The following is a 23,748-nucleotide window of genomic DNA, read 5'->3' on the forward strand; positions in this document are numbered from 1 at the left end:
GGCTGCGGCCATGGAATGGTCGGAGCGCGGCCTGATCCTCGGCCTGAAGAAACACGGCGAGACCAGCGTCATTCTTGAGCTGATGACGCGCGGCCACGGCCGCCATCTCGGCGTGGTGCGCGGCGGCCGCTCCAAGTCGATGCAGCCGGTGCTTCAGCCGGGCAATGAGGTCGAGGCGGTCTGGCGGGCGCGGCTGGAGGAACATCTCGGCCTCTATGCGGTCGAGCCCGCCGCCTTGCGCACCGAACTGCTGCTGTCGAGCGCGCAGGGCCTGCATGGCGTCGGTCTGCTCGGCGCGCTGCTGCGGCTGTTGCCGGAGCGCGATCCGCATCCGGGCCTGTATGAGCGGGCGCAGGTCCTGCTGTCGCAACTCACCACGCCATTGGCGCCCGCGCTATTCGTCCATTTCGAACTGGCGCTGCTCGCCGAACTCGGCTTCGGCCTCGACCTCGACCAATGCGCGGCGACGGGAGCGCGGGAAGATCTGGTCTATGTCTCGCCCAAATCCGCCCGCGCGGTGAGTCGCGACGCGGGCGCGCCCTGGGCGACGAAATTGCTGCCGCTGCCGGCATTCCTGCGCGAAGCGCCGGGCTCCCCGGTCACGCGGGAGAACGTCTGCGACGGTTTCCGTCTCACCGAATTTTTCCTCGCCCGCGATGTCTATCTGCCGCGCGGCCTCAAGCCGCCGGAAGCGCGGGCGGCTTTTATCGCGAGCTTTTGAACAATTCGGGTCGAATTCTTGCGGTGATGAAGCGCACAGACTCGACGATAGAGCCGCGCTTTATTTGGCCCTGAGATATAGATTCTTGAGCGTTGTCCCGGGAACGGTCCTCTCCTCGGTTGTGAAGAGGTCTTTCTTTGCCTTCACCAAATCCGAGAGCTTCTTGTAGCCGTAAACGCGGGAATCAAAGTCGGGTTGGAGCTTCGTCAGGTAGCTGCCGAATCTGCCCAAATTCGCCCAGCCGCTGTCGTCGGATGATTGTTCCAATGCGTCCAATACGAATTTCTTGGGGAATTTCGGAGCGGGAGCGGTTGTTGGGGCTGGTTTTGTCGGCGCAGGCGCGTCCGAACAGGCGCTCGCAGCAGTGCTCTCATTCTCCGCAAAGCCGGGGCGCAGCAATTCGGTGAAAATGAACTTGTGGCAGGCGTTTCGAAAAGCGTCCGGCGTCTTTTGTTCTCCGAAACCCAGCACCGTCAGCCCTTCCTCTCTAATCCGAGTTGCGAGTCCGGTGAAGTCACTGTCGCTGGTGACAAGACAGAACCCGTCAAATTTCCGGGTATAGAGCAGGTCCATTGCGTCGATGATGAGCGTGCTGTCCGTCGCATTCTTTCCTGTCGTGTAGGCGAATTGCTGCACGGGTTTGATGGCGTATTTCTGGAGGACGTTTTTCCACTTCCCGCTCGTGGACGCGGTGAAGTCCCCGTAGATTCGTTTCACCGTCGCTTCGCCGGACCGCGCCACTTCCGCCAGGATTCCTTCAATGGCCAATGCCTGGGCGTTATCGGCGTCAATCAGCACCGCCAGACGGGAGATCGGTTCATCGGATCCATTTTTGGCCAGAGGCCTCGATGACGCCATCGTCGGTGCAATCCATTTGGTTGGGAATGGAGCAAAAAACAAATTCTGCGATCGCTGGCATTTCAAATCAAAAGCCGTTGCGAAATTCTGAGTCTCCGGCGGTCAATTTTTCTCTTGCGCAAATGTGGTTACTTTCGTTCCGGCCGATCTTCCTGGCCGCCGCGTGACAACCTTTCGGCTGACAGGGGCAAAAACGAAAAAACCGCGCCGAAGCGCGGTTCATTCACCATCTTTGGAAAAAGGCTGGCCTTGGGGCCAGCTCTATTCACGCGGCGGCGTCAGCCTTCACTGGCAGACGTGGCGGACTTCCTTGTGCGAGATGCCGTAGCCTTCGTCGGCTTCGACCTCGCGGTCTTCGCAGTGGCGAACATTTGCGGCGACTGCGTCCGCCTGGATGGATGCGGCCTCGACCGCCCGCGCGCCGCCTTCCGCCATCACCTGCCCGACGGGCGAGAGATAAGCAATGGCGGAGAAAGCGAAAAGGCCCAGCAGAAACAACAATGGCATCAAGCGATTCGACGTTTTCATGACTGCCTCAGTCATCGATCCCGACGCAAACGCCTCGGGCAAGACATATGCCTTGCCGCGATCAAGCATTCAGACGCCGGGAATTGAACAGTTCAGGGGGATAAAGGTTCCGCATGTGCGAAATGTCCATCGCGTTCTAGACCCGCCGACCGCGCCAGACTAGTGCGGAAAGGACACATATTTCGTTAAAATCGAGAAGCGTACAAATAGCGAACTTGAACGGGGCGCCCGGCTGATCTATGGCTGGCCCATGGCCAAACCGCATGTGCCGCCGCCCGGCGAGAACAATCAGCCGATCAATCTGCGCGACGCGCTGGAAGAGCGCTATCTCGCCTATGCCTTGTCGACCATCATGGGCCGCGCCCTGCCGGACGCGCGCGACGGGCTGAAGCCGGTGCACCGCCGCATTCTCTATGGCATGCACATCCTGCGGCTCGATCCCGGCGCGCCGTTCAAAAAATGCGCGAAGATCGTCGGCGACGTAATGGGCTCCTTCCATCCGCATGGCGATCAGGCGATCTATGACGCGCTCGTGCGGCTGGCGCAGGATTTCGCGTCGCGCTACCCGCTGGTCGACGGCCAGGGCAATTTCGGCAATATCGACGGCGACGGCGCCGCCGCCTATCGTTACACCGAAGCGCGCATGACCGATGTCGCCCGGGCCTTGCTCGAAGGCATCGACGAAGACGCCATCGACTTCCGCGAGAATTATTCGGGCGACCAGAAGGAGCCGGTGGTCCTGCCCTCGGCCTTCCCGAACCTGCTCGCCAATGGCAGCCAGGGCATCGCGGTCGGCATGGCGACCTCGATCCCGCCCCATAATGTGGCGGAGCTTTGCGACGCCGCGCTCTATCTCATCGCCAATCCGAAAGCCGACGCCGCCCAGCTTATCACTTTCGTGCCGGGGCCGGACTTCCCGACCGGCGGCGTCATCGTCGATTCGCGCGAGACCATCGCCGAGACCTATCGCACCGGGCGCGGCTCGTTCCGCATTCGCGCGCGCTGGGCGAAGGAAGAGGGCGCGCGCGGCGTCTGGAACGTTGTGGTGACGGAAATTCCGTATGGCGTGCAGAAATCGCGGCTGATTGAGAAGCTGGCGGAACTGGTCAACGAGAAGAAATTGCCGCTGCTCGCCGATGTCCGCGACGAATCGGCCGAGGACGTGCGCATCGTGCTCGAACCCCGCGCGCGAAATGTCGATCCGAGCGTCATGATGGAAAGCCTTTTCCGCATGAGCGAGCTGGAAACGCGCTTCGCCATGAACATGAACGTTCTGGTCGATGGCGTCGTTCCGCGCGTGCTCTCGCTGCCCGAGGCGCTGCGGCAATGGCTCGACCATCGCCGCAATGTGCTGGTCCGCCGCGCGCAGTTCCGGCTGGGCGAGATCGAGCGCCGGCTCGAAGTCCTGGCCGGCATGCTCATCGCCTTCCTCAATCTCGACGAGGTGATCCGCATCATCCGCGAGGAGGAAGAGCCCAAGGACGTGCTGAAGGCGCAATTCGCGCTTACCGAAAACCAGGCCAATTATATTCTCGACACCCGCCTGCGCGCGCTGCGCCGCCTGGAAGAGATGAAGCTGCGCGACGAGCACGCCGAGTTGACGAAGGAAAAGGCCGATCTCGAGGATCTCGTCGGCGGCGAAGCCCGACAATGGAAGACGATCACCGCGCAGATTCGCGAGATCAAGAAGAAATGGGGCCCGCTGACCGCGATCGGCAAGCGCCGCACCAGTTTTGAGGCGCCGCCCGCCAGCGCGGAGAATTTCGACCTCGCCGACGTGCTGGTCGAGCGCGAGCCGGTCACCATCGTCGTCAGCCACAAGGGCTGGATCCGCGCGCTGAAAGGTCAGGTCGCGGACCTGTCAAATGTGCAATTCAAGGGCGACGATTCGCTGCGGCTGTCCTTTTTCGCGGAAACGACCTCGAAAATTCTCGTCCTGTCCACGGACGGCAAGGTCTTCACGCTTGAGGCGTCCAAACTGCCCGGCGGCCGCGGGGCGGGCGAGCCGATGCGCCTGCTCGCCGACATCGGCGACAATGAGGATGTCGCCGCCGTCTTCGTCTATCGTCCCGGGCTGAAAATGATCGTCGCGACGACGGACGGACGCGGATTTTTGGCCGCGCAGGACGATATGGTCGGCAATACGCGCAAGGGCAAGATGCTGCTCGGCGTGGATGGGGCGGCCAAGGCGCGCTTTGTCGTCCCGGCCGAGGGCGACCATGTCGCCGTCATTGGCGAGAACCGCAAATTGCTGTGCTTCCCTCTATCCGAACTGCCGGAAATGACCCGGGGCAAGGGCGTGCGCCTGCAACGCTACAAGGACGGCGGCCTCTCGGACCTCAGGACTTTTGCGCTCAGCGAGGGCCTGAGCTGGATCGATCCGGCGGGCCGCGTCTTCAATGTCGCGGCGGACGCCTTGACCGAATGGATCGGGCACCGCGCCGACGCCGGCCGCCTGCCGCCCAAGGGCTTTCCGAAGGCGAACAAGTTTTCCTGAACGATCAGGCTGAGGCGCGCGGTCGGGCCGCGAGCGCGATGCTTCGGCGCAGCACGTCGAGCGTCTTCAGCAGGCGCGGCGCGGGCGCGGCGCCGCTGGTGAAGACGAAATCGAAGGCGGCGTCGCGGATCTCGTGGGAGGGGAAGCGCTCCGACAGCACATGGTCGGCGCGCCGCGCAATGGCGGGGGCGGGGTCGATCCAGCGCACGGGCCAGGGCGCCAGCCGTTTGAACGAGTCCAGCAGCAGCGGATAATGGGTGCAGGCGAGCACTACGGAATCGGTGCGGCGTCCGTCATGCTCGACAAAACAGGGCGTGATCTCGGCCGCAATATCCGCGTCGGCGACGCTCTCGCCCTGCATATAGACTTCGGCGAGGCCGGCGAGTTTTTGGGAGCCGACCAGCGTGACTTCGCAATGGCCGGCGAATTTCTCGATCAGGTCGCGGGTATAGTCGCGCGCCACCGTGCCAGGCGTGGCGAGAACCGAGATCAGCCGAGAATGCGATCCTTCCGCCGCAGGCTTGATCGCTGGCACGGTCCCGACGAAAGGCATCTCCGGCCAGCCCGTGCGCAGATGCGGCAAAACCAGTGTCGAGGCGGTGTTGCAGGCGATCACGACGCAATCCGGCGCATGGTCCGCGATGAGCCGCTCCATGGCCGCCAGCACCAGCGCCGTGACCTCGTCCTCGCCTTTCGGCCCATAGGGAAAGCCGAGATCGTCGGCGGCATAGACGTAATCGGCGTCGGGACGCTGAGCCGCCAGCGCGCGAAACACCGTCAGCCCGCCGAGGCCGGAATCGAATACGAGGATTTTGGGGCTGCGGTTCATTATCTTGCGCACGCGCCGAATAGCTTTGTCAGGAGTCAGGGGAACGCTTTTAACGTGAAGAAAGGCTTAACGCCACCGGCGGGCCGGGGCGGCTGTGCTAAACTCCGTTGAAATAGGGCGAGGATTGGGGAAGCAGATGCCGACAAACAAGGGATTCGTTCTCGCCTCGCGGCCCGGCCCCGGCGCCAAGGCCCGCGTCGAGAATTTCGAGCTGTTCGAGCGTCCGGCGCCCGAGCCGGGACCGGGGCAGGTTCTGGTGCGCCACGAATATCTCTCGCTCGACCCCTATATGCGCGGCCGGATGGACGACGTGAAGTCCTACGCGGCCAGCCAGCCGCTGGGCGAGCCGATGATCGGCGGGACGGTCGGCGAGGTCGTGGGGTCGAAAAACGCTCGCTTCGCCGTTGGCGACAAGGTCGTCGGCATGGGCGGCTGGCAGCTTTACAGCCTCGACGACGGGTCCATGCTGCGCAAGATCGAACCGAAGGACATTCCGATTCAGGCTTGGCTGGGGCCGATGGGCATGCCGGGCGTGACCGCCTGGTATGGCGTCAACAGGATCATCGCGCCCAAGGCCGGCGAAACGCTGGTCGTCTCGGCGGCGACCGGGGCGGTGGGGTCGGCCGTCGGACAACTGGCCAATGCGGCAGGCGCGCGCGCGGTCGGCATCGCGGGCGGTCCGGAAAAATGCGCCTATGCTGTCGACATTCTGGGCTTCGACGCCTGTGTCGATCATCGCGCGGAAAATTTCGACGTGCTGCTGAAGGAAGCCGCGCCGGCGGGCATTGACGGCCTGTTCGAGAATGTCGGCGGCAAATGTTTCGACGCCTGTTCCCGGCGCCTCAACACTTTTGCGCGCATCGCCATTTGCGGACTGATCGCCTCCTATCAGGGCGCGGAGACATCCAGCCTGGGAGATTTGCGCATTGTACTTGTGAAAAGGGCCCGGATCGAAGGCTTTATCGTCTTCGACCACCTGCCGCTGTGGCCGCAGGCGCTGGTCGAACTCGGCGCCCTGATCGTCGCCGGCAGGCTGCATTGGCGCGAAACCGTGGCGGAGGGCGTCGAGGCCGCGCCGGCCGCTTTTCTGGGACTGCTGGAAGGCCGGAATTTCGGCAAGCAACTGGTGAAACTGCGCTGAATCGGGCGCGAAAAGCCATTCGCGGATTGACTTATGCCGCGCCGGCCTCTATCACGCCCCATCTTCGCGCGGCCAAAAGCTGGAGCGAAGGTTCGCACCCGTGACCGTTCCCAACTGGCCAAAGGCCTTCATGGTGAGCCGTCTGTCGGCCCGGAATCTTCCGGGCAGAGGAGGGGGCGTACTTCCCGCGCGGCGGGAGGACGCTTTTCCACGGCGCATTCATTTGCGTTCGCGTGACGCTGTCCTCATGCCGCATTCGAGTTTTGAGGACTTAGATGACCAAGCGTTCAGAAGCCAAGTATAAAATCGACCGCCGTATGGGCCAGAATATCTGGGGCCGCCCCAAGAGCCCGGTCAATCGCCGCGAATACGGCCCCGGCCAGCATGGCCAGCGCCGCAAGGGCAAGCTCTCCGATTTCGGCACCCAGCTCAAGGCCAAGCAGAAGCTCAAGGGCTATTACGGCAATATTTCCGAGAAGCAGTTCCGCAAATATTACGCCGAAGCGATCCGTATGAAGGGCGACTCCTCGGACAACCTGATCGGCCTGCTGGAGCGTCGCCTCGACGCCGTGGTCTATCGCGCCAAGTTCGTGCCGACCGTCTTCGCCGCGCGCCAGTTCGTCAACCATGGCCATGTCAAGGTCAACGGCCGCCGCGTCAACATCGCCTCTTATCTGGTGAAGCCGGGCGATGTGGTCGAAGTCAAGGAAGCCTCGCGCCAGCTCGTGATCGTGCTGGAATCGGTCGGCCTCGCCGAGCGCGACGTGCCGGATTTCTACGAGGTGGATCATTCCAAGATGACCGCCAAGCTGACCCGCGTCCCGCTGCCGAGCGAAGTGCCCTATCCGGTCCAGATGGAGCCGAATCTGGTCATCGAATTCTATTCGCGCTGATTTTTTGTCGCGAAGCTTCAATCTGGAAAGGCCGCCTTCGGGCGGCCTTTTTTCGTTCTGCGGCCAAACGCCGCGGCGGGTTGGGCGATTGATACACGTCAACGACCGAATCCGGTTCCGGCGCGATCTTCCGGGCCTCGGGCGAAGCGAAAGCGCGATGACGTTTGCGCCGCCGGTGGACGCGAAAGAACAAGCCCGAGCGATCCGACCGCTTCGCTCAGGCGTTTCGGGAGGCGATGATGAGCAGATTGGCTGCTTTGTTGTGGATCATGGGCGGCTCCGTGTTGGCGGGAGTCGCGGTCATGGTCGTTCTGATGATTCCCTCGCTGCAATCCGACGCGATGCGCTTGATTCCCCTTGCCGCGATCGTCGGCTACGCCGTGGGCGTTCCGCTGGCCCTGATCGCCGCGAAAGCTATTACGCACAAGGCCGGATGATGGCGACGCCCCTTTCGGAGCGCGGCGGCGTCTGGCGCTGTTTCGCATTCTGAGGCCGCCGCGTCCAGCTCAGCGGCGCGTCGCGGCGTCCGCGATCAAATTGGTCACGGCGCCAGTTTTGAAAAAAGTCCGGCCAGGCGCATCAGGCCTTCTGGCCAGGGACCGTGGCCGCTCTCGGCGTTGATGTGGCCGGCGTCGCCTGCGTCGGCCAGGTCCAACCCCCATAGGCCAGCGAGCCTTTCCGCATAAGAAAAATCCGCGAAAGCATCGCTGCGGCTGGCGACAAGCACGCCGGGCGCTCCCAGCGCCGCTTGCGGCGCTTTTTCCTTGAAGCGCGGGTCGATAAGGCCCGGCGGCAGGGCGGCGGCGGCGGGATCGGGCGGCGCGACCAGAAAGGCGGCGGCAATTTTCTTTGGGCTCGGTGTTTCGGCGATGGCGCTGGCGGCGGCGATCGCGCCTAGGCTATGTCCGACCAGAGCGACGGGGCGACGGGCGGCGTCGATTTCGCGCAGGATGTTTGCGACCCAGTCGTCGCGGTCGGGCTGAAGCCAGTCCCCCTGCTCGACGAGGCGGGCTGTGGAGAGTTTTTGCGCCCAGCGGCTTTGCCAATGATCGGGGCCGGAGCCGCCGAGGCCGGGAATGATGAGAATGTCGAGATCTGAAACGCGCATGGTCCAGATGTAATGAGAGCCGGCGCATTTGGGAAGCGCCGGCTCGATGAATGTGACGGGGAAGCTTTGGAGGCCTCAGCAGCAGCGGAATCCGCCGGTCGCGATGCCGCCGCCGAAGCGCCGGTCCTCGCGATTGCGGAAGAATTCCGTGCGGGTCATCGCGGCCACGCCGGGATGGTTCAGCGTCCAATGCGCCAGATAGGCGTCATAGTCGGGCTGGCCGATCATGAGAGACGCCGTCTGCCGCAATTTGCGGCCGAAGCCCTTAAGCCTTGAGGGACTGCAATCCAGACAGATCATCGCCCACCTCCCGAGTCGTGGCGTTGGGATTCGAATAGGCCTTGCGGATGGTCGCGAAGCCCGCGACGATCATGGCCAGCACCACCGCGACGAAAATGGCGGTGAGGCCGGCGTCGACGTAATCATTGGTGATCACGCGGGCCATTTCCTCCACGTTCTTGGCGGGGGCAAGCACCTTGCCCTGCGCGAGCGCGTCCGAGAATTTCCGGGCGTGGGAGAGGAAGCCGATGGCCGGGTTTTCATCGAACAGCTTCTGCCAGCCCGCCGTCAGCGTGCAGACCAGCAGCCAGAAGGTCGGCAGGATGGTGATCCAGGCGAAGCGCTCGCGCTTCATCTTGAACAGCACGGACGTGCAGAGGATCAGCGCGATCGCGGCCAGCATCTGGTTGGAGATGCCGAACAGCGGCCACAAGGTGTTGATGCCGCCGAGCGGATCGACGACGCCCTGATAGAGGAAATAGCCCCAGCCCGAGACGGCCAGCGCCGTGGCGATCAGATTCGCGCCCCAGTTCTGCGTCCGTGCCATGGCCGGCGCGAAATGGCCGAGCAGGTCCTGGATCATGAAGCGGGCGACGCGGGTGCCGGCGTCGACCGTCGTCAGGATGAACAAAGCCTCGAACAGGATGGCGAAGTGATACCAGAACGCCTTCATGGCGGAGCCGCCCAGGAAGCCCGAGAGGATATGCGCCATGCCGACGGCAAGCGTCGGGGCGCCGCCCGCGCGCGAAAGGATGGTGCTTTCGCCCACTTCCTTCGCCGCCGTCGTCAGCACGTCGGGCGTGATGACGAAGCCCCAGGACGAGATCGTCTGGGCGGCCTGTTCGGCCGTCGTTCCGATCACGCCGGGCGCGGAGTTCATGGCGTAATAGACGCCGGGCTCCAGCACGCTGGCGGCGATCAGGGCCATGAGGCCGACGAAGCTCTCCATGAGCATCGCGCCATAGCCGATGAAGCGCAATTCGCTTTCACGCATCACCATTTTCGGCGTGGTGCCTGACGCTATCAGGGCGTGGAAGCCCGAGACCGCGCCGCAGGCGATGGTGATGAACAGGAAGGGGAACAGCGCGCCCTTGAACACCGGGCCGCTACCGTCGATGAATTTGGTCACGGCCGGCATTTTCAGATCGGGCATGACGATGGCGATGCCGACGGCGAGACCGAGGATGGTGCCGATCTTGAGGAAGGTCGAGAGGTAGTCGCGCGGCGCCAGCAGCAGCCAGACCGGCAACACCGAAGCGACGAAGCCATAGGCGATCAGCATCAGCGCGAGTGCTTCGCCCTTGAAGGTGAACAGCGGGGCGAGCGTCGGGCTTTCTGCGACCGTTTGGCCATAGAGAATTCCGGCAATCAGCAGGACGAAACCGATGATCGACATTTCCGCGATCTGGCCCGGCCGGATGAAACGGCTGTAGACGCCCATGAGCAGCGCGGTCGGCAGGGTCGAGGCGACCGTGAATGTGCCCCAGGGGCTGCCGGCGAGCGCCTTGACCACGACGAGCGCGAGCACGGCGAGCAGGATGATCATGATCGCCAGCACGCCAAATTGCGCGATGAGGCCAGCGGTCTCGCCCATCTCGGTCTTGATCAGGTCGCCCAGCGAACGGCCGTCGCGGCGGGTCGAAATGAACAGGACCACGAAATCCTGCACAGCGCCGGCGAAGACGACGCCAGTGAGCAGCCAGAGCGTGCCGGGCAGATAGCCCATCTGCGCGGCGAGCACGGGCCCGACCAGAGGGCCGGCGCCGGCGATGGCCGCGAAATGATGGCCGAACACCACATATTTGTCGGTCGGGACGTAATCGAGCCCGTCATTGCGGCGCACGGCGGGCGTCGGGCGCGAATCGTCCAGGCGCAGCGCCTGCTCCGCGATGAACTTGCTATAGAAGCGGTAGGCGATCAGATAGACGCAAACCGCCGATGTGACGAGCCACAAGGCGTTGATGGTTTCACCGCGATGGAGGGCGACCGTTCCCAGCGAAAAAGCGCCGATCAGCGCGACGGCCAGCCAGCCGAGCAGCTCAGCGGGACCGCTGGCGCGAGTTTGTGCGTTCATGTCATTCCTCCCTCGCGACCCGCTTCAAGGACGGGCGCTTTTCATTCTTGGCGAACGCATCGAGGCGACGCCAATTTATGGAACTATTATGTAAAACCGCTTTTTTTGTTTCGCAACAATCCGACAGTCTAATAATGGCGCCGGCGCGCGCTGGCCCGATTGGCGCGGCGCGCGCTCGGGTCTATAAGGTCAGAGGCGCGCAGAACGCTCCCGGCGCGGCGACGCCGGACAAGGCTGGGGAGGGGACCATGAAGCTCGTTGTGTTCGACATCGACGGAACGCTCGTCGACAGCCAGAACCTCATCGTCGAGGCTCAAAGCAGGGCTTTTGCCTCTCTCGGTCTTCCGGCGCCTTCGCGCGAGCGTGCGCTTTCAGTCGTCGGCCTGTCGCTGGTCGAGGCTTTCAAAGCGCTGACGAACGGGGAGGGGCCGAGCGACCTGCTCGCTCAAGCCTATAAGGAGGCCTGGCAACAGTTGCGCGCGACCCCGGGCTTTCACGATCCGCTCTATCCCGGCGCACATGATCTGCTGACCGAGCTGGCGGGGCGCGAGGATTGCCTGATCGGCCTCGCTACGGGCAAGTCGCGCGCAGGCGTGAAGAGCCTGTGCGAGCGCCACGGCTGGCATGGCCTGTTCGCTACGATCCAGACCGCCGACGACGCCCCGTCCAAGCCCGCGCCGGACATGTTCCTGCGCGCGCTCGCCGAAACCGGCCTGTCGCCGCGCGACGCCTGCATGATCGGCGACACCACATTCGACATGGCCATGGCCCATTCCGCCGGCGCCCACGCCATCGGCGTCGCCTGGGGCTACCATCGCCATGACAAGCTGACAAAGGCGGGCGCGAAGCAAATCGTCGCGGATTTTCCGGCGCTCCGCGAGGTTCTGGAAGAGTTTGTGCAATGCGTGACGATCTGAGCGCGATCTTCGTCGAGGACGGCGAACGCAATCCGCTGAAATCTGCGCAGAGGGACATGAAGCGCCCGCTGCCGAAGAAATTCTATTCCGAAGTCTCGGTCGTCCCGCAGGGCGAGGGCTTTGGAATCGCGCTGGACGGCAGGCCCGTGCGCACGCCCGGCCGCGCGCCCCTCATCTCGCCCACGCGGGCCTTGGCCGAGGCCGTGGCCGAGGAATGGCGCCGCCAGGGCGCGGAGATCAACCCGGCCGACATGCCGCTCACCCGGATGGTCAATACGGCGATCGACGGCGTGGCCCGCGAAATGACGGCGACGGCGGCGGAGATAGCCAAATTCGCGGGCTCGGACCTCGTCTGCTATCGCGCCAGCGCGCCCGAGGCGCTTGTGGCGGAGCAGGAGGCCGCATGGTCGCCCGTGCTCGGTCATTTCCGCGAGCGGCACGGCGCCCGCTTCGTCTGCGCCGAGGGCGTGATGTTCGTGTCGCAGCCCGCTGAATCCGTTGCAGCGGTTGAGGCGCTGGTCGCGCGCGAAGCGGCGCAGGCCGATGGCGCGCTGCGGTTGACGGCGCTTCACACCATGACCACGCTGACCGGCTCGGTCCTGATCGCTTTGGCCCTGATCGAAGGCGTGATCGGCTTCGACGCCGCCTGGAGCGCGGCTCATGTCGACGAGGACCATCAGGCGAAGTTCTGGGGCGCGGACGAGGAGGCTTCGGCGCGCCGGGCTGGCCGCCTCAAGGAAATGCGCGCGGCCTATGAACTTTATGCCGCATTGTCTGCGTGAGCGCGCGGCGGGCGCAGGCGCGAATTAGCCCAATGGATTTCATCCTTTCGTCACGTTTCGGGTTCCGGCTCCAAAAAAGCCGTGCTAAACCCGGGCAACGTTTTTTGCGGCGCACTCCGCCAAGACCACTCCGCCAAGACCGGGAAGTCTCCATGAAACACATTCTCGAAATCCTCGACGATCGCCGCGAAGGCGCGCGCCTCGGCGGCGGCCAGAAGCGCATCGACGCGCAGCACGCCCGCGGCAAGCTCACCGCCCGGGAACGCATCGAACTGCTGCTCGATCATAATTCGTTCGAAGAATTCGACATGTTCGTGCAGCACCGCTGCGTCGATTTCGGCATGGACCAGGGCGAAAAGATCCCCGGCGATGGCGTCGTCACCGGCTGGGGCACGATCAACGGCCGGATCGTCTATGTCTTCGCCAAGGACTTCACCGTGCTCGGCGGATCGCTGTCCGAGACCCATGCGGCCAAGATCACCAAAATCCAGGACATGGCGCTGCGCAATCGCGCGCCGATCATCGGCCTGTTCGACGCCGGCGGCGCCCGCATCCAGGAAGGCGTCGCGGCGCTGGGCGGCTATGGCGAGGTGTTCCAGCGGAATGTTCTGGCCTCGGGCGTCATTCCGCAGATCTCCGTCATCATGGGTCCCTGCGCCGGCGGCGACGTCTATTCCCCGGCCATGACCGACTTCATCTTCATGGTGAAGGAGACGAGCTACATGTTCGTCACCGGCCCCGACGTCGTGAAGACCGTCACCAATGAGACGGTGACGGCGGAAGAGCTCGGCGGCGCCTCGGTCCACACGACCAAGAGCTCGATCGCCGACAAGGGCTATGACAATGACGTCGAGGCGCTGCTGCAGATGCGCCGCCTGATCGACTTCCTGCCGTCCTCCAATACCGATGAAGTCCCGGAATGGCCGACCTTCGATCAGGACGACCGCTATGACATGTCGCTCAACACCCTGATTCCGGACAATCCCAACAAGCCCTATGACGTCAAGGAACTGATCACGAAAGTGGTCGACGAGGGCGATTTCTTCGAAATCCAGGAAGCCCACGCGAAAAATATCGTCGTCGGCTTCGGCCGCTTCGACGGCCGCAGCGTAGGCATCGTCGCCAACCAGCCGCTGGTTCTGGCCGGGGTGCTCGATTCCGACGCCTCTCGCAAGGCTGCGCGCTTCGTGCGCTTCTGCGACGCCTTCAATATTCCGATCGTCACCTTCGTCGACGTGCCCGGCTTCCTGCCCGGCACCGCGCAGGAATATGGCGGCCTGATCAAGCATGGCGCCAAGCTGCTTTTCGCCTATGGCGAAGCCACCGTTCCGAAGATCACACTGATCACCCGCAAAGCCTTTGGCGGCGCCTATGACGTCATGGCCTCCAAACATCTGCGCGGCGACGTCAATTACGCCTGGCCGACCGCCCAGATCGCGGTGATGGGCGCCAAGGGCGCGGTCGAGATCATCTTCCGCCAGGACATTGGCGATGCGGAGAAGATCGCCGAGCGCACCAAGGAATATGAAGACCGTTTCCTCTCGCCCTTCGTCGCCGCCGAACGCGGCTATATCGACGAGGTGATCCAGCCCTTCGGCACGCGCAAGCGCATCGCCCGCGCCCTCGCCATGCTGCGCCACAAGGAACTGGAAAATCCCTGGAAGAAGCACGACAACATTCCGCTGTAAGAGCGGTTTTCGAAGACACATCGCCTGAAATCACAAAGCCTCCCACCGCAAGTGGGAGGCTTTTTACTTATCTTGCAAGGTTGTTAACGGCCGAGCTGCGTCGCCGTAAGGTAAGTTTAAGCGATTCCAGTTAAAATAAACGATCGTCGCATTGGACGGCCTCCAGTTCAGGCCGCCATATTGCAAAATGGATCGTTCATGCTGGTGTTGCCTTCTTTGCTGAACGGTTGGCGGCGAACGCCGGTATCGGGCATCGAGCGGGAGCTCGACCTCGCGCGCCTCGCCATCCTGATTACGAACCTGCCGCTGCTTTACGGCGTGATCTGCGTCCATATCATTGTAACTGCTTATAGTTTTTCCAGTGTGGCGCCGCGCGCCCTCGTTTATGGTCTGCCACTGGCTTTCATTCTTTTCGCCCTTTTCCGCGCCGTCCATTTCATGCGCTTGCGGCAGTCCATTCCGGTCGACGGGCGTGTCGCGCACGACATGCTGCGCATTGTCCAGTTCATCGCCGTCGGATTCGGCACGCTCGGCACGGCCTGGATGGTCGAGCTTTATCTCTATGGCGACAGCGCGCTGCGCAGCCAGCTCGTCTTTTCCGTGGTCATCACGAACATGATCTGTAGCTACATTCTCGGGCAATTGCCCCGGGTGGCGCTGACGCTTGCCGGGATCTCCATGCCCGGCTTCCTGCTCCTTCTGGTGCTGACGGGCGGCCCGGAAGCGCCGGTCATCGCGATCAATCTCGGCCTCGTCGGCCTTTTCCTGGCCTATATAGTGATGGTTTCCGCGCGCGATTTCGAGCGCATGGTCGCGGCGAAGCTTCATGCCGTCGAACTCGCCGAAGAAAATCGCCTCCTCGCAAATACGGACAGCCTGACCGGGCTGCCCAATCGGCGCGAGTTCTTCGAACGTCTCGAATGCGCGATCCGCGAGGAAGGCGCCAAAGGCGGGCAAGAGATGGGCGGGCAAGAGATGGGCGGGCTGGTCATGGGCGTGATCGACCTCGATGGCTTCAAGCCGATCAACGATCTCTACGGCCATGCGATCGGCGATTGCGTCCTGAGGGAATGTGCCGCGCGGCTGGAAATATTCTCGAGCGGCGCGACGACCATTGCGCGCCTCGGCGGCGACGAATTCGCCATCTTTATGCGCGGCGCCTTCGAGGAGGCCGACGTCCTGCGGTTCGGCGAACAGGTCTGCGCGGCGCTGCGCGCGCCGCTGCGTTTCGCCGACATCCACGCCGGCGTATCGGCCTCGATCGGTTTCGCGCGCTATCCGCAGGACGCGATGGACGGGCACCATCTTTATGAGCGGGCCGATTATGCGCTCTATTTCGGCAAGCAGAACCATCGCGGCGCCGCCGTGCTGTTTTCCTCCGAACATGAGAGCAAGATGCTGCTCAACGCGCGCATCGAGCAGGCCCTGCGCAAGGCGGATTTCGAGCAGGAACTGACGATCCGGTTCCAGCCGCTGGTGCATGTCGCGACGCAAAGGATCGTCGCCTTCGAGGCGCTGGCGCGATGGGCGAGCCCGGAAATCGGCGACGTCAATCCGGACGATTTCATTCCGGTCGCGGAATCGGGCGAACTGATCCATGCAATCACGCGCACCGCCCTGCGCAAGGCGCTGCGCGTGGCGCGAAGCTGGCCGCGCGACATCAAGCTGAGCTTCAATATCTCGATCCGCGACCTGGTTTCGCAGCGCGCCCTGACACAGATCATGGCGCTGATCGCGGGTAGCGGATTCGATCCGGCCCGCCTCGACATCGAGGTCACCGAAACCGCGCTGGTCGCGGATTTCGAACGAGCCGCGGCGGCGATCGCCCAGCTCAAGACGATGGGCGTCAACATTTCGCTCGACGATTTCGGCGCAGGCCATTCAAGCCTCGCCTATATCCATCGGCTGCCGCTGGACATGATCAAGATCGACCGCAGCTTCGTGCAGGAAATGCATGTGAACAGCATTGCGCGCGACATTGTCCGGTCGATGATCGGCCTTTGCGCCAATCTGAACCTCGATTGCGTGACCGAGGGAGTCGAGACGCAGGAGCAGTTCGACCTGCTGCGCGGTTTTGGCTGCACCTTCGTCCAGGGCTTTCTATTTGGCCGCCCCGTCCCCGAAGATGAAGTCCCGGGCGTCATCGAGCAATACCGCTCCGCATGCGGCGGCAAGGCGCTCAGCGCCTGACGGACGCCGTTGCGCCGCATGCCTTCAGCGGCGGCACTTCGTCGCTGGCGGGAACTCGATCTGGGTGAGTTCGCCGCTGAGGACGAAATCTCCGTAATCGAGCTTCAGTCCAGAAGACACGCCGTTCTCATAGAGATTGAACGACAGCACGTAGTCCGGCGCGCCGTCGCGTTTCTCGGGCGAAAAATAAGCCGCCGCAACGGGCCAGCGCGTCAGGCGGCGGAGCTCTGGGATCTGGGCGCCCTTGTCGGTGTCGGGCTCCTGCCGGGGCTTGCCGATGACCGTCGTGACGTCGAGAATCTTCCGTCCGTCGTCCGAGGCGTCGTACACGTGCGCGAGCAGCACCTTTTCGCCGCGGCGGGCGGCGGCGATCACCTTCTCGATATGCTGGGTCGGAAAGAGCACGTCGCCCCGGGCCTCGAGACGGAAGGGCTCCGGGCGCTTCAAGGCGATGGAGACGCCTCGCGCGCCGCGCGCGGCATGGCCGTCGATCTCGGAGCCCTTGCCGAGAGCCCCCAGGATGTTGAAGCGGAAATCGGCGCCCCTGGCGTCCTCATAAGTGGTTGAGCGCGTCTCGGTGGTCCGCTTTTCGCCCTCGCTGGGTTCAAGGTCGAGCACCTGGCGCAGGGTCTGGGCATATCCCTCGCAAGCCGAATCGAACGAGAAGGCGATGCCGCCGCTCGCGCTCGCCGGAGCCTTGGTTCCCGCGCCTTCAAGCAGCCGGAGATCGTAAAGCGCCTTGTGGCTCGCCAGGGCGGTTTTCGCAACGGGAGGCGGCAGCGGCTGGCTTTGGCCGGGGAGGGCCAGAACGGCGCTCACGAGGGTAGCGAACAGGGCGGGGCGGACGCGGGCGGCCGAAGCCGGAACTTTCAAATACATGGATTCAAGCTTCAAGTGACGATTCGCTGGTCAGCCAGCGTAGCTCCAGTCCATTGTTGCGGGAAGCCTGTGGCGAAACTACGATGATTCACGCCATAGGGCGCTGGAAAAGATCAATGGCGTTCGCGCCGACGAGCGGCGCGCTCAACCTTTGACGAGTCAAAGGCCGAGTCCAATAATTTCAGATGCGGGAGAACGATGAAATGGCGCAGAACGGCGGCGAAATCGAGCAGAGGCTCAAGGCGCTGGGCTTCACGCTGCCACAACCCGCCGCCCCGATCGCCAATTATGTCCCGGCGGTCGTCACCGGCAATCTGCTGTTCATCTCGGGGCAGTTGCCCTTCGGCGCGGACGGGACGCTTGCCCCGGCCCATGTCGGCAGCGTTGGGCGCGTGGTCTCCGAGCAGGACGCCGTGAAGGCCGCGGCGCTGTCGGGACTCAATTGTCTCGCGCAGGCCAAGTTGCACATCGGCGATCTTGCCCGCGTCAGCCGCTGCGTCCGACTCGGGGGCTTCATCCATTGCGATGCGGATTTCACGCGGCTGGCGGCGGTGATGAACGGCGCCTCGGACCTGATCGGGAGCGCTTTGGCTGAATTCGGCGCCCATGCGCGCTCGACCATCGGCGTCGCGCAATTGCCGCTCGGCGCCTGCGTCGAGGTCGAGGCGATTTTCGAAATCGCGGGATGAAGAGGCCTCGCCGCACGGACCTGTCCTGGCTGGTCGGACGGCCGATCGCCCATCGCGGCTTGCATGATTCGTCGTGCGGACGGGTCGAGAATTCGATCGGCGCGGCTCGCGCGGCGGTCGCGCGGGGCTACGCGATCGAATGCGACCTGCGCCTGTCGCGCGACGGCAGGGTTTTTGTCTTCCACGATGATTCGCTGGAGCGCCTGACCGGAGCGCAGGGCTCGTTTGCAGCTCGCGACGCTGTCGAGTTGGAACAGATCGCCTTTCGCGAGGGCGGCGAGACGATCCCGACGCTGGAGCGATGGCTCGCGGCGGTGAACGGCGCAGTCCCTCTGATTCTCGAACTCAAGAGCGATTTTTCCGGCGATGTCGCGCTGGCGCTGGCCGCCGCCTCGGCGCTCGACGCCTGTTCCGGTCCGGTGGCGCTCAAAAGTTTCGATCCGGCGCTGATCGCGGTCCTGCGCGGGCGCGATTCGGCATGGCCGCTCGGCATCGTCGCGCAGAGCGATTATGACGAGGAGGAATTTGGCGGCCTCACGCCGAGCCTGCGGCAGAGCCTGACCCGCTTCACGCACGCGCCCGAGACCCGGCCTGACTTCCTCTCTTGGCGGTCTGCGGACCTGCCCGTCGCGATTACGTCATTCGCCCGCGCTTGCGCCGGAACCCCGGTGATGACCTGGACGATTCGTTCGCCGGAACAGGCGGAGAGCGCCCGGCGCCACGCCGACCAGATCATCTTCGAAGGATTTCTGCCTGACGGAGTCTGAAACGAAAAAAGCCGCCCGAAGGCGGCTTTGAAGGAACCGGTTCAAGTCTTACTTGATCTTGGTTTCCTTGAACTCGACGTGCTTCCGCGCGACGGGGTCGTATTTCTTGAAGGCCAGCTTGTCGGTCTTGGTGCGGGCGTTCTTCTTGGTGACGTAGAAATAGCCGGTGTCGGCGGTCGACAGCAGCTTGATCTTGATCGTGGCGGCCTTGGCCATGGATTTAAACCTTGCAAGCGGAACTGGCGCCGCATCCTGAGAGTGGACGGAGGCCATGACGGAACAAAAGGGGCCGGATCGCTCCGGCCCAAACTCGCGGGCACCATAAGCAATGGCCCGCTTTTGTCAAGCGCGGCGCCAGCGCCATATCGCCCGCGCCGGCCCGGACGAGGCGACGATGAGCGCGAGATAGGACAGGAAAAGCGCGGCGAGGGCGTCGAACAGGCCGCCCGGATTCTCCAGGTCGAGGCCGAGGCCGAGCGTCGGCGGCCCCGCCATCATGCCCACCGAATACATCATGATATAGGCGGCGTTGGCCGAGCCGAGCCGAGCGCCTTGAAACTTTTCCGCCAGAATTGCGAGGCCGACCGGGTAAAGGCCGCCGATCAGGCCGCCCCAGAAGAAAAGGGCGAAGGCATAAATCGTTGGGTCGGCGGCCAGGGCAGGCAGGGCAAGCGCGCCGGCGAGGCCGAACAGCGCGAAAAAGGCCAGCATCCAGATCTTGTTCAAGCGGTCGGCGACCAGTCCGATCGGAATCGGGAAGACCACATTGCCGAGCGCCACGAGCGTGAGCTGGAAGGTCGCCCAGGTTTGCGGAAAACCGGAGCGGACCCCGAATACTGGCAGCAGGCCGTTCAATCCGGTCTCGACCGCGCCATAGAGAAGTCCAGCGGCGAGCGCGATGGGCGCGGCGGCGAAGATTGCGCGCAGATTCGGCAGCGCCGGCCCCTCCATCTTCACCGCGCCCGCCGCGCCGGCGAGCGCGACCGGAATGGCGGCCGCGCCGATGAGCCCGGCAGCGACGAAGAAGGGAAGCAGCCCATCGGCGCCGGTGAGGCTCAACAGGGCGGGGCCGATGGCGAATCCCAGCGCCAGCATAGTGGCGTAAAGGCCGAGCACCATGCCCCGCTGGGCCGGAGGGGCCGCCGCGCTGATCCAGTATTCGCTGACGACGAAGATGATAGTGAGCGAAAGCCCGAAGGCGGCGCGAATGGCCAGCCAGAGCTGGTAGTCGGCGCAGAAGGCGAATCCCATCAGCGCCGCGATGCCCAAAGCGATGGCCGAGAACAGCAGCACGCGAATGCCGAGAAGGCGCGCCAGCCAGGGCGTCAGCGGGGCGCCGACAAGCGTGGCGACGCCGGTGACGGCGATGTGCAGGCCATTGGTGTGGGCGGGAAAGCCAGCCGCTTCGAGCCGCAGCGCGAGCAGTGGGATGACCAGCGACAGGCCGATGCCGACAATGGAAATGCAGGAGATGGCCGCGGCGAGCCGCTTCCAGGTTTGCGAATCGAAGGCGGAGAACATGAGCGCTTATAGGCCATGACAGGCCGGCGGGCGAGCCGACGTCAGGAGGCCATGGGGAAGCAGGCCTGCGCAGAAACCGTCTTGGTGGCGAGCGACGGGATCAGATGGGCCGCCACATTGGTGAGGGGATAGGTAATCGTGACCCTGGCGTAGCTCGTGGAGCCCGACATGCCGGGGCAGGAGGTTGAGGCCGAGGTCGTGATATTGGCGACGGGGATGGTGAGGCCCCATGACTGAGCCGTGGTCTGGGCGTAGCTGGCTGTCAGGCTGGAGCTGTAGGTTCCGGACGTCGCGCAATTCGCCAGTTTCATCCCGACGCAGCGAGAGACCTTGGAGACGGTGTTCTGCAGCGCTTCCTCGACCCAGATCGCCCGTCCGAATTCCAGAATGCCGAACAGGAAAAACATCAGCGGTATGCAGACTGCGGCGAACTCCACGGCGGACGACCCGCTCTGGTCAAGTCGCAGCGAAGAAAGGCGAGCGAGGCGGGCGCGCTTCATTGGACCTGGATCACGCTGCTCGCCGTGATGGGCGAGTGTATCAGGCGGGAGGGGAGTATCATCGGCGTATAGGCCCGGCTCGCCGAGAGCTTGACGAATTTCCCCGCCACCGCGCCGCCGGAACAGGCGGAGCCGCAGCTCACCGACGTTCCGAAGGCGAATGTCGTCCCCGAGCCCGTCGGGCAATAGCAGCTGCTGGCGCCCGACGTCGAGCCGCCGGCCGTCACGGTCGCGCTCCCGGCGGTTGTCGACGCGGTGCTGCCATTGTTGACGTTCACGGAGGAACTGGCCCAGTTGGCAGCGTTCGCCGAGCCGATCAGGGTCGCGAGCGTCGAGGCGAGCGTGGCCTCGCTGGCCGTGCTGACGGAACTCGCATTGGTCAAGGCGACGTTCGAGGCCGTCGCCAGCGCCGAGGACAGCTTGAACTTCGTCCGCACCGCAAGTCCGAAATCGACCGCCGCGCCCAGCACCAGCAGGAATACGGGCGTGATCAGGGCGAATTCGACGATCGACGCCGCGCGACGGTCGCGCAGGAAGCCTCGCGCGCGGTTTGAGACGCGCGCCCTGGGCGCTTTTCCAGGATTTTGCGGCCGCGAAATCGCTACAGAGGCTCCCATTTTACGAGACCATCCTCACATCACAAATTTTGGCGTGGACGAGCCGGACCCGCCCGAACCTGTGATGCAGGTCGAGGCCGCGGTCGTTCCGCCCGACATCGAGACCGATAGGGCCACGATTTGCAGGCAGCCGCCCGTCAGGGTGTTGATATAGGCGCCGCCCGCCATGGTGAAGGCGCCAACCGGCAGATAGAACGCGCCGGACATCGAGGCGCCCGAGCCGCCGGAGAAATAAGCGCCGGCCGAATTGCCCGATTGCGGTCCCACGAACAGAAGGAAGGCGTAGGTTCCGCTGGTCGGCGCGCTCACATTGACATTGCTGAAGCCGGCGGCGAAACACAGGCCCTTGCCGGAGCAGGTTCCGCCGCTCGGGGTGGTGGCGGCGCTGTATATGATGGTGACGCCGGTTCCCCGTAGGCCGACTGTCGAGCCGTTGCAGCTGACAGAGCCGCCGCCGTTGGCGCCATAGGCCAAGTAGCCGTTGATCGTATAGGTTCCTGCGCCGAGGATTGTGCCGCCCGCCGTGGAGAACCAGCCGTTGATGTCGTGGTTGGTCGCCGCGCCGAGGCTCATGCAGCTGCCGCCGCCGGCATCGGCGTTCACATTGCCAGTGACCTGGAACAGGCTGGAATTGCCGGTGGCGTCGGCGAGAGTGATCTTGGCGCCGCCGCCCAGCCAGAACGCATTGCCGTCGCTCGCGGCGCCGATCTTAAAGCTGTTGTTCGTGCCCGATCCCATCGTCAGAGTCGCGCCGCCGCCGACATAAATGCCGCTCGACAGTGCGAAAGCGCTCGCGCCCGAGAAGGTGACCGTGGAAGTATCGCAGATGCTGTAATAGGCCCCGTTGCTGCATTTCGTGGTGCTGCGTCCGAAATTATAGGTTCCGCCGCCGGCGAAAGTGTTGGTGTTGCCATTGCCGCTGATGAAGCCGGCGGCGAAATTATAGGCGCCCGGGCCGAAGGTCATGGATGAGCCGGAATCATTGACGACGGTGCTGAAATTATAAATCGAGGTTCCGTTGCCGCCGGTGTTGAACAAAACCGTCATGCCGCCGCCAAGCGCCGTCTTGCTGCTGCCGTCGGCGAAACTCGCGAAATTATAGGTTCCGCCGTTCGGGCAAGTGATCGTCCAGGTGGAGTTAGAGCTGTTAAAGCTGGCCGTGCATGAGCCTGAGGTTTGCGACGTCGCGCCCTTCCAGGAGAGATCGAAGGCAATGGACGGCGAGGAAACCGTCGGCGCGGCAGGGCCGGTCTGCGACGCGATGCTGGCGACATACGACTCCGCCGCTACGATGCCGGTATTGGCGGCGAGCGGATCGGTGACTGAGGCGTGGGTCAGGGTTTGTGTGGTGATGCCGCTACAGCCCTGGGTCGGCGTTGCGCCGCCATAGCTGACGCCCTTGGCGGTGATCGTCGTGCCGCAGGGAATGGTGAGCGTCGCATTGGTGGAAATGCCGCATTGCGGCGCGGAAATCGCCGTGCCGCCGCTCAATGTAATGCCGGTCGAGGCGGACAGGGCGGTGATGCAGGCGCTCACGCCGCCGCCGAATTGGACGTAGCTGGTTCCTCTTGTTGTCAGGGTCGTATGAGCGCCGAGCACTCTGCCGAGAAACAGCGTCGGGGTGGTTGTGACAATGACCCTGAGCGCATTTTTCGTCGAATCCTGCGGCGAGGGCACGACCGCGGCGGTCACGCCCGTGGTGGGAATGCCGTTCAACTGGCCCACGTTCTGTGCGACGGACGTCGCCTTGGCGAGAACATTGGAGTCGCCTGAATGGGCGCCGTAATAGGTGGCCGCCGCATAGGCCGCAATGTCCGCGATCCGCTGGTCCTCGGTCTGCCGCTCGAGCGTCAGGCCATATTCGGCGACAAGTGAGATGATTCCGATCAGGCCCGCGATCAGCGCGGCGCCGACAATCGTGACTGTGCCGCGCTTGTCGGCAGCGAGAGCCCGGATCGAGCAGGAAGCATGAAATGCACGCATGAGATGAAAGCCTGATCAATAGCGTACTATTGGAATATATCTAATGGGTCACAACTGAACATCACGTTCTGTACACAAATTACATTTTATGGAAGTTAGAAGGAAGTTCTGCTTAACAAGAACTTTCCTTACGTAAGCATTAATTGATGACGCCTTTGGCTCGAACTTCATAAGTATTCAGCAGGTTATGGACGGGCTTTGTCGTTCAAAATTGGAGCGCGCCCGCCGAAAAACAGCCGCTTGAGCCGCCGCTTGGTAAAATGGCGCGCAAAGGAGAAAAATATTCT

At 63.6% G+C, this 23,748-nt stretch carries 23 protein-coding genes; 11 read left to right on the top strand and 12 right to left on the bottom strand.

Going from position 1 to position 23,748, the window contains the following annotated elements; genetic code table 11:
* The first annotated feature begins 10 nt into the window (after positions 1–10).
* Entirely contained in the window at positions 11–721 is a 711-nt protein-coding gene (recO, locus tag QM467_RS02910) for a DNA repair protein RecO (protein ID WP_283364798.1), read from the top strand.
* 60 nt (positions 722–781) lie between these two features.
* Here recO and QM467_RS02915 read toward each other — a convergent pair whose 3' ends face one another.
* Positions 782–1,579, bottom strand: a complete 798-nt coding sequence (locus QM467_RS02915) for an NYN domain-containing protein (RefSeq protein WP_283364799.1) — start codon at positions 1,577–1,579, stop codon at positions 782–784.
* Positions 1,580–1,864: 285 nt separating this feature from the next.
* Positions 1,865–2,176: a hypothetical protein gene (locus tag QM467_RS02920; RefSeq protein WP_283364800.1), complete on the bottom strand. Its 312-nt coding sequence runs from the start codon at positions 2,174–2,176 to the stop codon at positions 1,865–1,867.
* Positions 2,177–2,357: 181 nt separating this feature from the next.
* Here QM467_RS02920 and parC point away from each other — a divergent pair, with 181 nt between their 5' ends.
* Positions 2,358–4,604 carry a DNA topoisomerase IV subunit A gene (parC, locus tag QM467_RS02925; RefSeq protein ID WP_283364801.1) on the top strand — a complete coding sequence of 749 codons (2,247 nt, stop codon included), beginning with the start codon at positions 2,358–2,360 and terminating at the stop codon, positions 4,602–4,604.
* A 4-nt stretch (positions 4,605–4,608) separates the two neighbouring features.
* Here parC and murI read toward each other — a convergent pair whose 3' ends face one another.
* Complete coding sequence (gene murI, locus QM467_RS02930) at positions 4,609–5,433, bottom strand: glutamate racemase (RefSeq protein ID WP_283364802.1); 825 nt, start codon at positions 5,431–5,433, stop codon at positions 4,609–4,611.
* A 136-nt stretch (positions 5,434–5,569) separates the two neighbouring features.
* On the opposite strand from murI, the gene QM467_RS02935 reads away from it, so the two are divergent.
* The 3 genes from QM467_RS02935 to QM467_RS02945 all read left to right on the top strand — a co-directional run bounded on the left by QM467_RS02935 (position 5,570) and on the right by QM467_RS02945 (position 7,904).
* The gene (locus tag QM467_RS02935) at positions 5,570–6,574 is read left to right on the top strand and encodes an NADP-dependent oxidoreductase (RefSeq protein WP_283364803.1); all 1,005 of its coding nucleotides are present in this window, start codon (positions 5,570–5,572) and stop codon (positions 6,572–6,574) included.
* Positions 6,575–6,849: 275 nt separating this feature from the next.
* A complete protein-coding gene (rpsD, locus tag QM467_RS02940) occupies positions 6,850–7,467 on the top strand; it encodes a 30S ribosomal protein S4 (RefSeq protein ID WP_283364804.1) in 618 nt (205 codons plus the stop codon).
* A gap of 239 nt (positions 7,468–7,706) precedes the next feature.
* A complete protein-coding gene (locus tag QM467_RS02945; protein WP_283364805.1) occupies positions 7,707–7,904 on the top strand; it encodes a hypothetical protein in 198 nt (65 codons plus the stop codon).
* Between the two features lie 104 nt (positions 7,905–8,008).
* Here QM467_RS02945 and QM467_RS02950 read toward each other — a convergent pair whose 3' ends face one another.
* The 3 genes from QM467_RS02950 to QM467_RS02960 all read right to left on the bottom strand — a co-directional run bounded on the left by QM467_RS02950 (position 8,009) and on the right by QM467_RS02960 (position 10,928).
* Positions 8,009–8,575, bottom strand: coding sequence for an RBBP9/YdeN family alpha/beta hydrolase (locus QM467_RS02950; protein ID WP_283364806.1), 567 nt, complete (start codon positions 8,573–8,575; stop codon positions 8,009–8,011).
* 75 nt (positions 8,576–8,650) lie between these two features.
* Positions 8,651–8,803 (bottom strand): YbdD/YjiX family protein, encoded by a 153-nt coding sequence (locus QM467_RS02955; protein ID WP_342395092.1) that lies wholly within the window; start codon positions 8,801–8,803, stop codon positions 8,651–8,653.
* 37 nt (positions 8,804–8,840) lie between these two features.
* Entirely contained in the window at positions 8,841–10,928 is a 2,088-nt protein-coding gene (locus QM467_RS02960; protein ID WP_283364808.1) for a carbon starvation CstA family protein, read from the bottom strand.
* Positions 10,929–11,176: 248 nt separating this feature from the next.
* Here QM467_RS02960 and QM467_RS02965 point away from each other — a divergent pair, with 248 nt between their 5' ends.
* From QM467_RS02965 to QM467_RS02980, 4 genes are all read left to right on the top strand, one after another.
* Entirely contained in the window at positions 11,177–11,845 is a 669-nt protein-coding gene (locus tag QM467_RS02965; protein ID WP_283364809.1) for an HAD-IA family hydrolase, read from the top strand.
* The gene (locus QM467_RS02970) at positions 11,830–12,627 is read left to right on the top strand and encodes an ATP12 family chaperone protein (protein WP_283364810.1); all 798 of its coding nucleotides are present in this window, start codon (positions 11,830–11,832) and stop codon (positions 12,625–12,627) included. Before QM467_RS02965 ends, QM467_RS02970 begins: the two co-directional genes overlap by 16 nt.
* A 152-nt stretch (positions 12,628–12,779) precedes the next feature.
* The gene (locus tag QM467_RS02975) at positions 12,780–14,315 is read left to right on the top strand and encodes an acyl-CoA carboxylase subunit beta (RefSeq protein ID WP_283364811.1); all 1,536 of its coding nucleotides are present in this window, start codon (positions 12,780–12,782) and stop codon (positions 14,313–14,315) included.
* Between the two features lie 198 nt (positions 14,316–14,513).
* Complete coding sequence (locus tag QM467_RS02980) at positions 14,514–16,505, top strand: putative bifunctional diguanylate cyclase/phosphodiesterase (RefSeq protein WP_283364812.1); 1,992 nt, start codon at positions 14,514–14,516, stop codon at positions 16,503–16,505.
* Between the two features lie 24 nt (positions 16,506–16,529).
* On the opposite strand, the gene QM467_RS02985 is transcribed toward QM467_RS02980, so the two are convergent.
* The gene (locus tag QM467_RS02985; RefSeq protein WP_283364813.1) at positions 16,530–17,384 is read right to left on the bottom strand and encodes a cell envelope integrity EipB family protein; all 855 of its coding nucleotides are present in this window, start codon (positions 17,382–17,384) and stop codon (positions 16,530–16,532) included.
* A gap of 203 nt (positions 17,385–17,587) precedes the next feature.
* On the opposite strand from QM467_RS02985, the gene QM467_RS02990 reads away from it, so the two are divergent.
* Both QM467_RS02990 and QM467_RS02995 read left to right on the top strand, forming a co-directional pair.
* A complete protein-coding gene (locus tag QM467_RS02990; RefSeq protein ID WP_283364814.1) occupies positions 17,588–18,073 on the top strand; it encodes a RidA family protein in 486 nt (161 codons plus the stop codon).
* Positions 18,070–18,840 carry a glycerophosphodiester phosphodiesterase family protein gene (locus tag QM467_RS02995; RefSeq protein ID WP_283364815.1) on the top strand — a complete coding sequence of 257 codons (771 nt, stop codon included), beginning with the start codon at positions 18,070–18,072 and terminating at the stop codon, positions 18,838–18,840. The genes QM467_RS02990 and QM467_RS02995 overlap by 4 nt, the downstream gene beginning before the upstream one ends.
* 48 nt (positions 18,841–18,888) lie before the next feature.
* Here the strand turns inward: QM467_RS02995 and rpmG are convergent, their stop codons facing one another.
* The 5 genes from rpmG to QM467_RS03020 form a co-directional block, all read right to left on the bottom strand.
* Complete coding sequence (gene rpmG / locus QM467_RS03000; RefSeq protein ID WP_243067444.1) at positions 18,889–19,056, bottom strand: 50S ribosomal protein L33; 168 nt, start codon at positions 19,054–19,056, stop codon at positions 18,889–18,891.
* A gap of 126 nt (positions 19,057–19,182) precedes the next feature.
* The gene (locus QM467_RS03005) at positions 19,183–20,361 is read right to left on the bottom strand and encodes an MFS transporter (protein ID WP_283364816.1); all 1,179 of its coding nucleotides are present in this window, start codon (positions 20,359–20,361) and stop codon (positions 19,183–19,185) included.
* 41 nt (positions 20,362–20,402) lie between these two features.
* Positions 20,403–20,861, bottom strand: a complete 459-nt coding sequence (locus QM467_RS03010; RefSeq protein WP_283364817.1) for a TadE/TadG family type IV pilus assembly protein — start codon at positions 20,859–20,861, stop codon at positions 20,403–20,405.
* A complete protein-coding gene (locus QM467_RS03015; protein WP_283364818.1) occupies positions 20,858–21,478 on the bottom strand; it encodes a TadE/TadG family type IV pilus assembly protein in 621 nt (206 codons plus the stop codon). Before QM467_RS03015 ends, QM467_RS03010 begins: the two co-directional genes overlap by 4 nt.
* A gap of 15 nt (positions 21,479–21,493) precedes the next feature.
* Positions 21,494–23,461 (bottom strand): hypothetical protein, encoded by a 1,968-nt coding sequence (locus QM467_RS03020; protein WP_283364819.1) that lies wholly within the window; start codon positions 23,459–23,461, stop codon positions 21,494–21,496.
* Between the last annotated feature and the right edge of the window lie 287 nt (positions 23,462–23,748).

It is taken from the genome of Rhodoblastus sp. 17X3, assembly GCF_030056575.1.
Lineage (GTDB): Bacteria > Pseudomonadota > Alphaproteobacteria > Rhizobiales > Beijerinckiaceae > Rhodoblastus.